Below are 16,136 nucleotides of genomic sequence, written 5' to 3'. Positions count from 1 at the left end.
CTGTCGCACTGTCGCACCGTCGCGGCGGCCATCGCCGCGATGACACCACTCAAGCCGCGCTGATCGACGTCCTGATGCAGTCGCGGCCATTGGCCTTGGCCGAATACAGCGCCTTGTCGGCGATGTCGATGGCGTCGTCGCTGTCATCGATCGCCCCGGGCGCGATCGTGTGCACGCCGATGCTGGCCGAGACCTGCAGCTTGCAGTTCTGCACGTCGCAGGGCTCGCGGGTCAGGGACTGACGGACCTCTTCGGCGATCAGCACGGCCGAGTGCAGGTCGCGCCCCGGCAGCACGACCACGAACTCCTCGCCGCCGAAGCGGGCGAGCAGGGCGTCGTACTGGCGCAGCACCTGGCCGATCCGCTGCGCGGTCCAGCGCAGGCAGCCATCGCCGACCAAGTGGCCGTGCTCGTCGTTGATGCGCTTGAAGTAGTCGAGGTCGATCATCAGCAACGACAACGGCCGGCGCTGGTCGCGACAATCCACCAGCAGTCCATCGAAGCGTTCGTGGAAATAGGCGCGGTTGTACAGGCCGGTCAGGCCGTCGCGGCGGCTGGAATCGCGCAGGCGGCCATGCGCCTCCTCCAGTTGCGACAATGCACTGCGGACTTCCATCGTGCGTTGCGCGACCTTGCGTTCCAGGTCCTGGTTGGCGGCATCGACCATGCGCTGGTTCTCGTTGCGCAGCGCGGCGTAGCGATAGCCCAGTGCGATCGACAGCAGCAGCATCTCCAGTGCCGAACCGATCTGCACGCCGTACTCGGTGACGAAGTTCTTCGGCAGCAGGCCGAACGCCAGCAGCGTGAACACGGCGGTGCCGAGCAGGAACATCGACCACGCCAGCAGCAGGAGCTTGGCCGGCGTGTAGCCGCGTCGCAGCACCACGATCGTCGAGGTCACGATCCACAACACGCCCAGCAGTACCGCGCGCGAGGCCACCGGCGTCGAAATGCGGTAGGGCAGCCAGATCGAGGCGATGCCGAACACCAGGAAGAAACCGATGAAGGCCAGCGTCACCACGTTGCCGACCGGCCAGCGTTGCGGAAGCGCCAGGAAGGTCCGCGAGAACTGCAGCATCGCGATCAACGCCAGGCAGATCGACAACGGCACCGCGTGGTCGGCCAGCCAGGTCGATTGCGGCCACAGGTATTCGAAGCCGAAGCCGTTGAGCGTGAACAGCACCAGGCCGAACGCGGTGATGTGGCTCAGGTACCAGAAATAGCTGGCATCGCGCAGCGACAGCCACAGCACCAGGTTGTAGAAGAACAACGCGATCAGGATGCCGTAGTACAGGCCGATCGCCAGTTGCCCGTCGCGCGAGGTCTCAGTAAAGGCGCTGGGCGTGTACAGATGCAGCGGTACCTGCATCGAGCTCTCGCTCTCCACGCGCACCAGCACCTCAACGGGGACGCCGACCGGCAGGTCGACCTGGAAGTTCGGATGACGGTAACGGATGCTGCGCGACGAGAATGGAAGATGATCGCCGCCGGCATGCTGGACCATGCGGCCGTCGGGGTAGCGCAGGTAGATGTCCAGGCGGTCGCTGAGCGGATATTCCTGCACCAGGATCCAGCGCTGTTCGCGCTCGTCGTGGTTGACGATGCGGGCATGGAACCAGAACGCACCGCGCTGGAAGCCGAAGGCATCGTTGCCGTCGGGCAGCGGCTGGAACGCATCGCCACCGGCTAGCCGCCAGGCATCCTCGGGCCGGTCGCTGCTGGTCGCATCGTGGCGGTAGCGCAGGTGCGGCGCCAGCGAGATGTCGGTCGTGCCCGGGGCCAGGTCCAGCGTGGATGCGGCATGCGGGGCAGGCGTGATGTCCTGGGCGCGCGCATGCGCGATGCCGGTCACGTGCAAGGCCGCAAGGATCGCCAGCAGCAGCGCGATCGCCGGCCATGTGGCCCACGTCGCCCACGCTGCACCGGTCCCTTCACGCCGATCAGAACGGGCGCAGGCCCGTCCGGCAAAACGATTCATTCCCACTCCGGCTGTCACGGATCGATCACCCCCCAAAGGCCGACTCGCACTTCCCTGTCGCCACAGAATAATCCAGGTTCATTCGGTTAACGCGCTTGAGCGGCATAATCGGCCGTCGGTGCGACCTGGGTCCCAGATTGATGGTGAATATCCGCCTTTTTCGATGCCTGTCGATGGCGTGGCTGCTGCCGCTGGCCGCAGCCGCGGGCGCGAGTACTGCCGGTTCCAGGGTGGATTCCGGGACGGCTTCCGTGGCGGGGGTGGCGTGCGCTGGCGGCACGGTGTGGCTGGCTGACGGGCGCGATGACCGCAGCGACGGCAGCGACGGCAGCGACGGCGGCGGCGATCGCAGCAGTGACCGCAGCCAGGCAGCCGGCATCGCCGGCGTGCAAGTCTCTGATGGCCGCCGGGTCGTGCGCACCGATGCACGTGGGCGTTATCCGGCGTTGGCCCCGCTGGATGGGCATGTCTTCATCGTCAAGCCGGCGGGCTACACGGCGCTGCGACGCGACGACGGACTGCCCGATACCTGGCGGCGGATCGAACCCGCGGTGCAGGGCGGGGACGCGCCGGCCTGCGGCGATTTCGCGTTGCGCCGCGCGCCCACGCTGGCCACGCCCGATACGCCCGATACCCAGGTCCGCCAAGCCGTGCCACGCGCCGATGATCCGCTGCGGCTGCTGGTCTTCAGCGATCCGCAGGCCGGCACGCAGCGCGAGGTCGACTACTACCTGCGCGACATCGCGCAGCCGGCCTCACGGCAGCGCGGGATATCGCTGGGCCTGACGCTGGGCGATGTCGGCAACGATGCGCCGGCCCTGTATCCGGCGTTGAACGCGGCGACGACTTCGATCGGCGTGCCCTGGTTGCATGTCGCCGGCAACCACGACATGGACGTGGGCGCGCGCAGCGATGGCGCGTCCCTGTCGTCGTTCAAGGCCGTCTATGGTCCCGATACCTACGCCTGGGAAGAAACGCAGGCCTCGTTCGTGGTGCTCGACAACGTGATCGCGCAGCCGGGCCAGCGTCCTGCGTATGTCGGCGGACTGCGCGAGGATCAGTTGGATTTCCTTACCGCGTACCTGGCGCAGGCGCGCCGGGAGCGGTTACTGGTGATCGCCGTGCATATCCCCTGGTTCGACACCGCGACAGGCGGGGCGGCCGAGACCGTGCGTGCCCGTGATCGCGAGCGTCTGTTCGCATTGCTGCAGCCGTTCCCGCATGTGCTGCTGCTCAGCGGCCATCGCCATACCCAGCAACACGTGCGCCATGGCGCGGCCAGTGGTTGGCATGGCGCGCAGCCGCTGCACGAGTACAACGTCGGTGCCGCCTGCGGTGCGTTCTGGTCGGGTGCCGCCGATGCCGCAGGCATTCCGGATGCGACGATGGCCGATGGCACGCCCAACGGTTACGCGACGATGTCGGTGGCCACCGATGCGGCCTACGCGCTGGCCTGGCATCCGGCGCGGCGCCCACAGGACGATCCCGGCTTCACCGATGCGATGCGCCTGCACGCGCCGAAGGTGCTGCGTCGTGGCGCCTATCCGGCGTTTGGCGTCTACGCGAACGTGTTCATGGGCGAGGACGACACGCGCGTCGAGTACCGCGTGGCCGACGGCGACTGGCAGGCGATGCGCAGAGTGTCCGCGCCCGATCCCTGGTTGCGCGCGGAGAATGCCCGCGATGACCAGGCCGATGCATTGCGCGGTTTCGATCGTTCGCCGGAAGCCGAGCCTTCGACACATCTGTGGCGCGGCGCCTTGCCGACCGATCTCGAGGCCGGCGAGCACGCGATCGAGGTGCGTGTTTTCGATCGTTGGCAGGGCGAGCAACGCGCGCAGCTGCAGTACCGGCTGGACGAGGCGGCGCAGCCCGAATGAACGTGACGGCGGTCAATGCGATCGTTGGCGACGCCATCGACAGGTGTCTTCCCTGGGCCCGATCAGCGAACGCAATCCAGAGCCGCAATTACAATCGCCTGCTCTGTGTAGACCGAAGATCTTCGGGATGGCTGATGCCGGATCACGGACTTCGGATCTGCAGCGGCGCGTCGGATGGAGCCCGCTCTCCCTCGGTCAGGGCGTCCTGCCTTGACTCGGGCGCACGCCATCCATGGCGTGATTGACGCAGCCTCCACCCGACGCACCACCGCCTTGCTCGTGACGATCGCGGCGTTGAATGGTGTTCGGCGCACGCCCCGGCATTTGAAGGGCGACATGAACTACGAAGCCGGCGACGCCGCCTGCTTGGCACGACACAGACTCACGTACTGCGAAACGCCCTGGCTTCGGAGAAGAACCAAAGAAAAACCCGCGACATGCGCGGGTCGGTGGATCCGGCGGGCGAGCGGGCAACGGGTGCGGGCTGGCTGGCGGATCGTTGCGCGGGCTGGCTTGCGATAGCTGGCTGGCAGCGCAGGGCGATCATAGGCAGTCCGCAAAAATGATGTCGAAACGAGAATCACTCACAACCGTCGCATGTGGGCCGGGCCTATACGGGCACCACAGGGCGCATCAATCGATCGGGTGCGGGTAGGGAACGGCCGTCGTGGCGGGCAGGGTGGCCTGCCATGCGCGCAGTTGTTCGACGATGCCCTTGCCGATGTCGCTCTGCGGGAACGAGGGCTCGAAATCCTCCATCGCTTCCCTGCGCGAGATCTGTCGCTTGGCGTACTGGAAGGCCTCGACCGGATCGCTGTCGCGATTGAGCCCCTCGACCAGCCACGCGCGTCCGAACCAGGTCACCGTGGATTCGCTGCCGCAACCGAACGACGGCCGGTCGCGCCGGGCCGCGGTCAGTACCAGGGTGCGGGGACCGCGCAGCGCCGGGATGAATCCGCCCGAATAGCAGGCCGACACCACCAGCACGCGATAGTCGATACCGGCATGGTCGAGCGCGCCGCGCAGTTGTTTCGGCGACAGCCCGGTATCGAGTTGTCCCTCCAGTTGCACGGCAAGCTGATGGTCCTCGCTGCCGTGCGTGGTGATGTACAGCAGCAGGATGTCCTCGTTGCGATCCATGCGCGCGCCGATGCCGTCGAGGGCGATGCGCAGGTTGGCCAGGGTCGCGAGCGGGCGCGGTGTGCGCTGCAGACTGTCGGGGTGATTGACCAGGCCGATCACGCGCCCGTCGGCATCCAGCCGCTTCGAGGCCAGCGTGTCCAGATAGTCCACTTCGTTGCGGAACACGTCCTCGTTGCCGTCGCCGGCAAAACCGATGACGTACAGGTCCGGGTGGCCTGGCCTGGAGGCCGGCATCGTCGCCAGTTGCTGCTCCAGCAGTGCACGGTCCCGCCGCGCCAGCGTGCTGGCGGACGTGTCGGTCGAAGCCGATGTGTCTTTCGAAGCGGATGGGGCGCGGCCGCCGTCATCGCTTGCGATGGCCTGCGCTGCAGTCGTCAGCAACACCGCCGGCAGCAGCGCGGCCACGAGCAGCGGCAGGGACAGGGCCGATGCCAGTGTCCTGGGCCAGCTCCTGCATCCGCGCCGGGGCATGGTTCAGGCCTGCGGCAGCTGGATGTCGGAGAAGCGGGTCACGCGCGGGTGGTCGTGGGTCTCGGGGCCGGTGCGCGGCTCCGGATAATCCTCGAGCCGATCGATCAGCACGGTGCGCATGTTGGCGCTGCGTGCGGCATCGAGTTCGGCCACGACGTCCGACAGGAACACGATGTCCTCGGGCAACGCATTCAGCCGCTGCGCGATGTTGGCGTAGCTGGTGGGCTCGCGCTTGCCACCGATCTCGGTGTCGAACCAGGACGAGAACAGCGGTCCCAGGTCACCGGCGTCGGAGTGGCCGAAGAACAGTTTCTGCGCGGGCACCGAGCCGGAGGAATACACCGCCAGCAGATAGCCCTCGTCATGCCAGCGTTGCAACGACTCGGCCGCATCGGGATAGATGTGCGCGGTGAAATCGGCGTCCTGGTAACCGGCCTCCCAGATCATCCCTTGCAGCGCCTTCAGCGCGGTGTGCTTGCGGTCCTCGTCGATCCAGCCCTGCAGGGTCTCGACGATCATCGCGTCCTGGCACAGGCCGCCACTCTCGGTCGCGACCAGGTCCAGCCACTGCCGGACCTGGGGCTCCTGCCCGTGCTGCTGGACGAAGGCCGGCAGTTCGCGGCGCGCATACGGAAACAGCACGTCCTTGACGAAGGAAATGCTGCTGGTGGTGCCCTCGATGTCGGTGAGGATCAGGCGGATGGTCATGGCGGGGTCGTAGTCCTGAATGCCCGCCCTATCATCCTGATTGACGCCACGGCTGCAACGGGCGCGATCAGCAATGACCGCGCGATGCGGTGGAATGGAATGCGGGAGGGCGGGTGGAGCGGCCGCCACGGCGAGCACAGTGACGTGCGTAGCAGCGCATTCAGCTGCCTTCGCCAGGACGAATCCGCTGCTTCGAACAGCTGCCCAGTCGAGCCTGCCCAGTCAAGCTGCTCAATCAAGCCTGCTCAATCAAATTTGGGATTCTCGTAACGCGGGAATTTCTGCGCGATGTCGGTGCCGGTGAAATGGCCGATCCAGCCGTCGGGCTGCTCGAAGAAGCGGATCGCGACGAAGCGAGGCTCCGGTCCCATGTCGAACCAGTGCGGCGCGCCATCGGGCACGGCGATCAGGTCGTTCTTGACGCATTCGATCTCGTAGACCTTGCCGTCCACGTGCAGCGTGAACAGGCCCGAGCCATCGACGAAGAAGCGGACTTCGTCTTCCTTGTGGAAATGCTCATCGAGGAACTTCTTGCGCAGCTCGTCGCGGTTCGGGTTGTCCGGCGCGATGCTGATGACGTCGACCGTGGTGAAGCCGCGCTCGGCGGTGATGCGGTCGATATCGGTCTTGTAGGCAGCGATGACCTGCTCGGCGCTGGCACCGGCCTCGATCGGCTGCGAGGCCTGCCAGCGCTCGAAATGCACGTTGATCTTCTTCAGCTCGCGCGCGATCTCGTCACCGTCGTGGCTGCTGAACTGCGGGGTGTCCGGAGTGTCGTCGGAGAAGATGCGCAGGCGGCTCATGGCGATCGGGCTCGTGAGGAAGTGGGGGGCAACAGCCTAGCAGGCGTCGGCGGCGGGAGGATGACGGCAGCGGAACGCAAAGGTGGCAGCCGCGCAACGCCAGCCCGGCCCGGGCATGGCGATGGGCCACCGGTGTTCCTCAGCGGCCGGCCTGCAGCTTGCGCAGCTCCAGCTCGCAGCCGAGCAGGAAGTCGAATGCCTCCAGGTGCCGGCGTGCCTCGGCCATGTCGCGGCCCCAGGCGTACAGGCCATGGCCATCGATCAGGTAGCCCCACATGCATTGCTGGTCGAGCAGTGCGTCGACTTGCGCGGCCAGCGTCGGCATGTGCTGGCTGTTGGGCAGCACCGGCACGTCGATGGCGGTCTCGTGGGTATCGTTGCCGACGAAGGCCTTCAGCAGCTCGTAGCCGGCCAGGCGGATGTGCCCGGCACCGGAGAACAGCCGCGAGGCGATGGTCTGGTTCGGCGAGTGCGTATGCAGGATGCAGCCGATCTCGGGGAAACGCCGGTAGAGCTGCGTATGCAGCAGGGTCTCCGCCGAGGGCCGGTGTTGGGTCGCGACCGGCTGGCCATCGAAATCGACGACCATGATATCGGCCTCGACCAGCTTGCCCTTGTCGCGTCCGGACACGGTGATCGCCGCGTGGCGGTCATCGAGCCTGCTGGAGAAGTTGCTGCTGGTGGCTGGTGTCCAGCCCAGCCGCGCCAGCTCGGCGACGTTGCTGGCGATCTCGTTGGCCAGCTGCGAAAGGCGCTGGCGGTCGTAGGGCTGACGGTCGTGGGAAAGTTGATCCTGGCTCATGCGCAAAGTGTAGCGCGCCACTCCCGCATTTCAGTGACAGGCGCGCGATCGCGTGGGCGCGGCAGCAGGATGACGACGGCCGATCAGCCTCCGGCAGGCGGCTCGCGTCGGCGCGCGAAACCGCGATAGCCGGCCCAGGCGAGCAGGGCGACGATCAGCGCGCCGACCAGGATGTCGTTGTCGGTCGATGCGATCAGCAGGCCGCAGGCGATCAGCGCGGACATGCCGAGCAGGCGTTCGGTGGTCCCCGACGGCCGCTCCCGCGTGCCCAGCAGCAGACTGAGGCCGGCGGCCACGTAGGCCATCACCACCAGCGTCACCACCATGTCGATGATGGTCTTGAACTGGCCGGAGACCGTCGGCGCCTGGGTCAGGATCGCCAGCAGGGTCATCGACACCGCGATGATCAGCAGGCCCCATCCGGCCGAGCCGTTGCGGCGCACCCGCCCGAAAATCGCCGGCAGGAAGCCGCGTTGCGCCGCGCGCGCGCCCGATTCGCCGGTGACCAGCATCCAGCCGCCAAGCGTACCGGTGGCCTTCAGCGCCGCGGCGGCGGCGATGATCGGGATGGCCCAGGCGCCGAATATCTTGCCGGCGACCAGCGCGAACGGCGCGCTGGAGGCGGCCATCTCGGCGGCCGGCACGATGCCCATCATCAGGACCGACGACACCAGGTAGACGATGCCTGCGATGACGATGCCGCTGAGCGTGGCGATCGGCACGTTGCGGTCCGGGTCGCGGACGACGCCGGCCACCATCGCGCCGGTCTCCAGCCCCACGAATGCCCAGAACACCGGCGCCAGCGAGCCGAACACCACGGCGAGGTCGGACTTGTCGGTGACGTTCCAGGCAGCGCGGTAGAGGTCGCCGTCGAAGCTGCCCCAGCCGGCGACCAGCACGACCGCGACCGGCAGCAGGCCGAACACCACGCACATCGACTGGAAGCGGGCGATCGAGCGCGGGCCCAGCAGGTTCAGCGCGAACATCAGCCAGATCAGCACGATCTGGCCGGCCAGCCGCACGCTGCCGCTGTCGTCGATCGGCAGCAGGATGACCAGGTATCCGAACGCGGCGACGGCGATCGCGTTGTTGCCCATCCACGAGGACACCCAGTACAGCGTGGTCGCCAGGAAACCCATGTCGCGCCCCAGCGACGGGCGCACGTAATCGTCCGGGCTGGTGAGGTCGGGGTACTGGCGGGCCAGGCGCGCGAAGGCGCCCCCCAGCGCGACCGCGAGCAGGGTGCCGATCAGCCACGAGAACGCGGTGACGCCGCCGGAGCCGGCGAGCGTGGCCGGCAGCAGGAAGAATCCCGAACCGATCATGTTGTTGGCGACGACGAAGGTCGCCAGGATCGGTCCAATCTTGCGTGGGGCGTCGGTCATCGCAGGGCTCGGTGGGCTGGGACAGTGCAAAAGAAAAAGGCGGGACACCTTCCAGTGTCCCGCCCCTTGTACACGCACTTCAGCGAAGTGTCAGTCGGTCCTGATCGGCGATCAGGCCTGCGGGCCTTCGTGGAAGTCCGGCTCGGACGGCGGCTTGGGGCCACCGCCGCCATGTGCGCCACCCGGCGCCAGCTCGCTGTTGCGGTAACCGTAGGCGCGGTAGACGATCAGGCCGATCACGGTCCAGCCGAAGAACATCGCCAGCGTGTAGCCCGACAGGTTCAGGAACAGCAGCAGGCAGCCGGCGATCGCCGCAGGACAGACGATCCACGCGAATGGCGTGCGGAACGGACGGTGGCGGGTCGGATCCTTCTTGCGCAGGATCAACACCGCCGCCGAAACCGCGATGAACGCGAACAGCGTGCCCGAGTTGGAGATGTCGGCCAGGATGCCGACCGGGAACAGCGCCGCGAACAGCGACACGAACACGCCGGTCATCAGCGTGACCACGTGCGGGGTCTTGAAGCGCGGGTGGATCCGCGACAGACGCTCGGGCAGCAGGCCGTCGCGCGACATCGTGAAGAAGATGCGGGTCTGGCCGAACATCATCATCAGGATCACCGACGGCAACGCCAGCGCAGCCGCCAGGCCGATCGCATTGCCGACCGACGGGAAGCCGAGCATGCGCATCACGTGCGCCAGCGGCTCGCGGCTGCAGACCAGGGCCTCGCTGCCCAGGCAGGCTTCGGCCATCGCCGGCGTGCCGGGATGGATCGCGACGCCAGCGGCATCGAACATCGGCTGCGCGCCCATCGAACCCACGGCGCCGTAGCTGACGAGCAGATAGAAGATCGTGCAGACCGCCAGCGAGCCGATCAGGCCGATCGGGATGTTGCGGTTCGGGTTCTTGGTTTCCTCGGCTGCGGTCGAGACCGCGTCGAAGCCGACGTAGGCGAAGAAGATCGACGCCGCCGCACCGAGCACGCCGATGCCACCCATCGGGCTGCCCCAGCCGGTCGGCAGGAACGGCTCGAAGTTCTCGGCCTGCGCACCGGGGACCGCGATCGAGATGAAGACGATCAGCGCCAGCACCTTGACGCCGACCAGGATCGCATTGACCTTGGCCGACTTGGACGTGCCCAGCACCAGCAGCATCGTCACCAACAGCGCGATCAGGAAGGCCAGCAGGTTGAAGCTGCCGCCGTCGATCGGTCCGGTCTTCAATGCGCGTGGCAGGTCCAGGCCGACACTGGTCAGCAGGCCATTCATGTAGCCCGACCAGCCCACTGATACGGCGCCTGCCGCGACGGCGTATTCGAGTACGAGCGCCCAGCCGACGACCCAGGCCAGTCCTTCGCCGAGCACGCCATAGGTGTAGGTGTAGGCCGATCCCGAGACCGGGATCATCGAGGCCAGTTCCGAGTAGGCCAATGCGGCCAGTGCGCAGACCACCGCTGCGATCACGAATGCCACCATCATCGCCGGGCCGGCTTTCTGTCCTGCTTCGGCCGTCAGCACGAAGATGCCAGTGCCGATGACGGCGCCGATGCCGAGCATCGTCAGCTGGAAGGCGCCGAGTTGGCGGGTGAGCGATTTACGCTCTGCGGTTTCGAGAATCTTGTCGAGTGGCTTGACGCGCCAGAAAAGCATTGGGTTCTCCACGGTGGATTGCTTGGGATTGCTCGGGATTGCTTGGAGGTTGCTTGTCAACAGGCAGTCCCCGCGCAAATGCCCGCGGACCACAGCCGTGCGAACATACCCGCCATGGGTGCGGCGGCACAAGCGATCCGTGGCAAAAATCGATGCCCGGGCCGCAGGCCCGGTGAAAACCCCTAAGTGGACGTCGGCTTGCCCGGATCGCGGTCCGCATCCTCCTTTCCAAGAATGACGCATTGCAGCAAACATGACCGAGCAGATCGATCCGAACCACGCGCAGACCATTGCCCTCGCAGAGGCGTTTGCACGCTACCAGCGTGATTTCGCCGAAGAAGCCGACGTCGTGGCGATGTTTATCGACCTGCTCGACGATGCCGAAGACCCGTTCGTGCGCGAACGCCTGGCCGGTCATTTCACGGCATCGGCGCTGGTCGTCGGCGGGCAGGGCACGCGGACCCTGCTGACCCACCATCGCAAGCTGGGCCTGTGGCTGCAGCCCGGCGGGCATGCCGATGGCGATCGCGACCTGGCGCGCGTTGCCCTGCGCGAGGCCGAGGAAGAAACCGGATTGCAGGGCCTGCAGGTGCTGCCGACGATCTTCGATCTCGACCGCCACTGGATCCCGGAGCACAAGGGCATCCCCGGGCATTGGCATTACGACGTGCGCTACGTCGTGCTGGCCGGCCCCGACGAGCGTTTCGTGGTCAGCGAGGAATCGCTGTCACTGGCGTGGCGCGATCTCGCGGCGCTTGCCGACGATGCCGCCGCCGACGGATCGCTGCGGCGCATGGCGCGCAAATGGCGGGCGGGTCGCGCAGCTCCGTAGCAGGGGCCATGGCCGCGAACCGCGGCTTGGCCCCGTCGATGCGCCCGATAACAGGCGTGGCCGTCAGTGCCGCATGCATCAGTAGCGCGTGCGGCAGTGCAGCGTGCGTCAGTACAGCACGCGCGTGCGCAGCGTGCCTTCGATCTGCATCAGTTCGGTGCGCAGCTTCGCGGTCTTGTCGGGTGTGGACGTCACATCGATGACCACGTAACCCACGCTCGGATCGGTGCGCAGGAACTGGCCGTCGATGTTGATGCCTTCGCGCGAGAACACGTCGTTGATCCGCGACAGTACGCCGGGCACGTTGCGATGGATGTGCAGGATACGATGGCTGCCGACATGCTCGGGTAGGGTGACTTCGGGGAAGTTCACCGACGACAGCGTGCTGCCGTTGTCGCTGTAGCGCACCAGCTTGGCGGCCACTTCGGTGCCGATGTTGTCCTGCGCCTCCAGCGTGCTGCCGCCGATGTGCGGGGTCAGGATCACGTTGTCGTAGGCCAGCAGCGGCGATTCGAAACGGTCGTCGTTGCCCTTGGGCTCGATCGGGAACACGTCGATCGCGGCGCCGCCCAGGTGTCCGGATTCCATCGCCGCCGCCAGCGCGTCGATGTCGACCACGGTGCCGCGCGCGGCGTTGATCAGGTGCGCGCCGCGGCGCATCCTGGCGATCTGCTCGGCACCGAACATCATCTGCGTGGCCGGTGTTTCCGGCACGTGCAGGGTCACGATGTCGGCGCGCGACAGCAGCTCGTCGAGGCTGATCGCGGCGCGCGCATTGCCTAGCGACAGCTTGGACTCGATGTCGTGGAACAGCACGTGCATGCCCAGCGATTCGGCCAGCACGCCGACCTGGGTGCCGATGTGGCCATAGCCGATGATGCCCAGCGTCTTGCCGCGGACTTCGTGGCTGCCGGCCGCCGACTTGCTCCAGCCGCCGCGATGGCATTCGGCGTTCTTGGCCGGGATGCCGCGGGTCAGCATGATCGCCTCGGCGATCACCAGCTCGGCGACGCTGCGGGTATTGGAATAGGGGGCGTTGAAGACCGGGATGCCGGCCAGTTCGGCGGCATCGAGATCGACCTGGTTGGTGCCGATGCAGAAGCAGCCGATCGCCATCAGGCGACGCCCTTCGGCCAGCACCTCGGAAGTCAGCTGGGTACGCGAGCGGATGCCGACGATATGCGCCTCGGCGATCTTCGCCTTCAGCTCGTCTTCGGGCAGCGACTTGGCATGGGTCTCGATCTGGGTGTAACCGGCGGCCTTGAACACGTCGACGGCATTCTGGCTGACGCCTTCGAGCAGCAATACACGGATGTCCTGCTTGGGGAACGAGGTCTTCGACATGATCGGGGGAGGTGGCAAGGGCGGGGGAGGGATCGGCAATACTGCCAGAATCGCCCGGCCCTTGTTGCGCTGCAGCGCTGGACGCCCGTGGTCCGGACTGGCAGGCTTGCAGGCCCCCCGGAGTCCCGTGTCCCATGACCGATTCGACCGCCGCCAACGCGCCTCCGGGCGATCCGCGCCTGCAGGCGCTGCTGCAGGCCGTGCCCGGGCTGCAGCTCCGGACCGACCCGGCCGACCTCGAACACTACGGTCGTGACTGGACTCGACGCTGGACCCCGGCCCCGCTGGCCGTGGCTTTGCCCGGTTCCGTGGACGAAATCCGGCAGATCGTCCTGTGGGCGAACCAGAATCAGGTCGCCGTGGTGCCCTCCGGCGGGCGGACAGGCCTGTCCGGCGGCGCAGTTGCGGCCAACGGCGAGCTGGTCGTCAGCCTGCAGCGCATGGGCAAGGTGCTGGCGTTCGATGCCGTCGACCGCACGCTGACCGTGCAGGCCGGCATCGCACTGGAAGCGGTGCACAACGCGGCGCGCGAGCAGGGCCTGCTGTATCCGGTCGATTTCGCGGCGCGCGGCTCATGTTCGATCGGCGGCAACATCGCGACCAATGCCGGCGGCATCCGCGTGATCCGGCATGGCAATACCCGCGAATGGATTGCCGGGCTGAAGGTGGTGACCGGGACCGGCGACGTGCTCGACCTCAACCGTGGCCTGGTCAAGAATTCCAGCGGCTACGACCTGCGCCATCTGATGGTCGCGTCGGAAGGCACGCTGGGCATCGTCGTCGAGGCGACCCTGCGGCTGACCGACCCGCCGCCACCGACCAGCGTGATGCTGCTGGCGCTGCCGTCGTTCGACGTGCTGATGCAGGTGTTCACGACGCTGCGCGACAGACTGCAGCTGGAAGCCTTCGAGTTCTTCACCGACCGCGCGTTGCACCACGTGCTTGCGCATGGTGCCCAGAAGCCGTTCGACGAGGTCCATCCGTATTACGTGGTGACCGAGTTCGCCAGCGGCGACGATGCGCAGGAGGCCAGGGTGCTGGCCGCCTTCGAACACTGCATGGAGCAGGGCTGGGTGCTCGACGGCGTGATCAGCCAGAGCGAGGCGCAGGCCGCGCAGCTGTGGCGCCTGCGCGAGGGCATCACCGAGAGCCTGGCGCCGCACGTGCCGTACAAGAACGATGTCTCGGTGCGGATCTCGGCGATGCCGGCGTTCCTGGCCGAGACCCAGGCGTTGCTGCAACAGGAGTATCCGCAGTTCGACGTCGTCTGGTTCGGCCATATCGGCGACGGCAACCTGCACATCAACGTCCTCAAGCCCGGCGACATGGCGCTGCCGGCGTTCGTCCACGAATGCGAACGCGTGACCAAGCTGCTGGCGGCATCGCTGCAGAAGCATGCCGGCAGCATTTCCGCCGAGCACGGCATCGGCCTGGTCAAGAAACCCTATCTGTCGTCGACGCGCAGCACGGCCGAGATCGAAGTGATGCGCGGCATCAAGCGCGCGCTCGATCCCCAGGGCGTCATGAACCCCGGCAAGCTGTTCGACGCGTAGGGCGGGTCCAGACCCGCCATCAAGGGAGCGCCTGCCAGGTCACCCCCTTTGCGTCACACCCCGTCAGTCCGCGCGACCGCTGAACTCGCCGGTCGTGGTGTTGACCCAGACGCGCTCGCCGTTGGCGATGTACTCGGGGACCTGGATCTCGATGCCGCTGTTGAGGCGCGCGGGCTTGGGACGCTTGGTCGCCGTGCCGCCCTTCAGTTCCGGCGGGGTTTCGACCACTTCCAGCACCACGGTCTGCGGCAACTGCAGGCCGACCGGCGCATCGTCGATGATCTGCACGTAGCAACCGCCGAGGCCATCGGTGATGTAGCCGGCGCCGTCACCCACCACGTCGGCGTCCAGCGCATAGGGCGTGAAGTCCTCGTCGTCCATGAACACGAACGCGTCCCCGTCCTTGTACGAGAAACTCGCCTGGCGGCGCGACAGCTCGACTTCGCGCAGGTCGTCATCGGAATCGAAGCTGGCTTCGGTCTTGTTGCCGCCGGGCACCGAATACATCGTGAAGCGGAAACGCACGTTGCCGCCACGACCCTGCGGTGAACTGCGCTCGATGTCGCGGATCTGGTACACGCCGTTGTTGTGCTCGACGACGTTGCCTTTCTTGATCTCGTTGGCTTTCATGTAGGTACCGGGAATCGGTTGTAGGAAATCGGAGGGACAGGGCAGACGTGCTGGAGCCGGTAGATCGGGAGCGGACAGTGCAGGAGCCGGAAGGTCGGGAATGCCGGTGAACTGCCGTCGCCATGCCTGCTTCCCGCTCGTCGCTTCCCGTTTTCCGATTCCCGGCTACTTGGGCGCCAGCCTGACCGCGCCGTCGAGGCGGATGGTCTCGCCATTGATGTAGCGATTGCCGAGGATGTAGGCGACCAGGTCGGCGAACTCCTCGGGTTGGCCCAGGCGCGACGGGAACGGGATCGACGCCGCCAGCGACTTCTGCACCTCGTCGGGCATGCCGTCGACCATCGGCGTCCAGAAGATGCCGGGTGCGATCGTGTTGACCCGGATGCCGAAGCGGGCCAGTTCGCGCGCCATCGGCAGCGTCATCGCGACCACGCCGCCCTTGGATGCGGAGTACGCGGCCTGGCCGATCTGGCCTTCGTAGGCGGCGACGCTGGCGGTATTGATGATCGCGCCGCGCTCGCCGTCGTCGCCGGCCGCGTTGTGCTGCATCACGGCCGCCGCTGCCTTGGCGACGTTGAAGCTGCCGACCAGGTTGACCATGACCGTCGTGCTGAACGTCGACAGCGGCATGGCCGCCTCACGCCCCAACACGCGCCCGGCGCCGAGGATGCCGGCGCAGTTGATCGCGGCGTTGAGCCCGCCGAGGAACGCGCTGGCCGCGTCGACATGGGCGGCGACCTCGGCCTCGCTGGTAACGTCGGTGCGGAAGTACTGCGCCTGCGACGCACCCAGTGCCGCGACCGCGGCCGCACCCTTGTCGTCGTTGACGTCGAACAGGGCGACCTTGCCGCCGTTGGCGACCACGCGGGTCGCGACGGCCAGGCCCAGGCCTGAGACGCCACCGGTGATGATGGCGCGGAGTTGATCGGGTTGCATGACAGGCCCTGCGGATGGCGA

13 protein-coding genes are annotated in these 16,136 nt (G+C 67.0%); 3 read left to right on the top strand and 10 right to left on the bottom strand.

From position 1 onward, the window contains the following. Positions 1-49: 49 nt before the first annotated feature. Positions 50-1,978 carry a sensor domain-containing diguanylate cyclase gene (locus tag ACYX7E_RS12390; protein ID WP_462080893.1) on the bottom strand — a complete coding sequence of 643 codons (1,929 nt, stop codon included), beginning with the start codon at positions 1,976-1,978 and terminating at the stop codon, positions 50-52. A 281-nt stretch (positions 1,979-2,259) separates the two neighbouring features. Between ACYX7E_RS12390 and ACYX7E_RS12385 the strand changes: the two genes are divergently transcribed. Beyond that, a complete protein-coding gene (locus ACYX7E_RS12385; RefSeq protein ID WP_462080892.1) occupies positions 2,260-3,858 on the top strand; it encodes a calcineurin-like phosphoesterase C-terminal domain-containing protein in 1,599 nt (532 codons plus the stop codon). Positions 3,859-4,491: 633 nt separating this feature from the next. Here ACYX7E_RS12385 and ACYX7E_RS12380 read toward each other — a convergent pair. The 6 genes from ACYX7E_RS12380 to ACYX7E_RS12355 all read right to left on the bottom strand — a co-directional run bounded on the left by ACYX7E_RS12380 (position 4,492) and on the right by ACYX7E_RS12355 (position 10,820). Next, positions 4,492-5,406 carry a C13 family peptidase gene (locus ACYX7E_RS12380; RefSeq protein ID WP_462080891.1) on the bottom strand — a complete coding sequence of 305 codons (915 nt, stop codon included), beginning with the start codon at positions 5,404-5,406 and terminating at the stop codon, positions 4,492-4,494. 69 nt (positions 5,407-5,475) lie between these two features. Next, complete coding sequence (gene mtnC / locus ACYX7E_RS12375; RefSeq protein WP_462080890.1) at positions 5,476-6,180, bottom strand: acireductone synthase; 705 nt, start codon at positions 6,178-6,180, stop codon at positions 5,476-5,478. A gap of 245 nt (positions 6,181-6,425) precedes the next feature. Next, complete coding sequence (locus tag ACYX7E_RS12370) at positions 6,426-6,983, bottom strand: 1,2-dihydroxy-3-keto-5-methylthiopentene dioxygenase (protein ID WP_462080889.1); 558 nt, start codon at positions 6,981-6,983, stop codon at positions 6,426-6,428. 139 nt (positions 6,984-7,122) lie between these two features. Continuing rightward, the gene (locus tag ACYX7E_RS12365) at positions 7,123-7,785 is read right to left on the bottom strand and encodes a methylthioribulose 1-phosphate dehydratase (RefSeq protein ID WP_462080888.1); all 663 of its coding nucleotides are present in this window, start codon (positions 7,783-7,785) and stop codon (positions 7,123-7,125) included. Between the two features lie 83 nt (positions 7,786-7,868). Then, the gene (locus ACYX7E_RS12360) at positions 7,869-9,170 is read right to left on the bottom strand and encodes an amino acid permease (protein ID WP_462080887.1); all 1,302 of its coding nucleotides are present in this window, start codon (positions 9,168-9,170) and stop codon (positions 7,869-7,871) included. A 111-nt stretch (positions 9,171-9,281) separates the two neighbouring features. After that, positions 9,282-10,820, bottom strand: a complete 1,539-nt coding sequence (locus ACYX7E_RS12355; RefSeq protein WP_462080886.1) for an amino acid permease — start codon at positions 10,818-10,820, stop codon at positions 9,282-9,284. Positions 10,821-11,073: 253 nt separating this feature from the next. Between ACYX7E_RS12355 and ACYX7E_RS12350 the strand changes: the two genes are divergently transcribed. Further along, the gene (locus ACYX7E_RS12350) at positions 11,074-11,652 is read left to right on the top strand and encodes an NUDIX hydrolase (protein WP_462080885.1); all 579 of its coding nucleotides are present in this window, start codon (positions 11,074-11,076) and stop codon (positions 11,650-11,652) included. A gap of 108 nt (positions 11,653-11,760) precedes the next feature. Here the strand turns inward: ACYX7E_RS12350 and serA are convergent, their stop codons facing one another. Further along, a complete protein-coding gene (gene serA, locus ACYX7E_RS12345; protein WP_462080884.1) occupies positions 11,761-12,996 on the bottom strand; it encodes a phosphoglycerate dehydrogenase in 1,236 nt (411 codons plus the stop codon). Positions 12,997-13,130: 134 nt separating this feature from the next. Between serA and ACYX7E_RS12340 the strand changes: the two genes are divergently transcribed. Then, positions 13,131-14,549, top strand: coding sequence for an FAD-binding oxidoreductase (locus tag ACYX7E_RS12340; protein ID WP_462080883.1), 1,419 nt, complete (start codon positions 13,131-13,133; stop codon positions 14,547-14,549). A 63-nt stretch (positions 14,550-14,612) separates the two neighbouring features. Here the strand turns inward: ACYX7E_RS12340 and yeiP are convergent, their stop codons facing one another. Then, positions 14,613-15,179 (bottom strand): elongation factor P-like protein YeiP, encoded by a 567-nt coding sequence (yeiP, locus tag ACYX7E_RS12335; protein WP_462080882.1) that lies wholly within the window; start codon positions 15,177-15,179, stop codon positions 14,613-14,615. 165 nt (positions 15,180-15,344) lie between these two features. Beyond that, positions 15,345-16,115: an SDR family oxidoreductase gene (locus tag ACYX7E_RS12330; RefSeq protein WP_462080881.1), complete on the bottom strand. Its 771-nt coding sequence runs from the start codon at positions 16,113-16,115 to the stop codon at positions 15,345-15,347. Positions 16,116-16,136 lie beyond the last annotated feature (21 nt).

It is taken from the genome of Luteimonas sp. RIT-PG2_3 (genome assembly GCF_054902115.1).
Note: the sequence above shows the minus strand (reverse complement) of the source record. Positions and strands in the feature narration are given on the sequence as shown.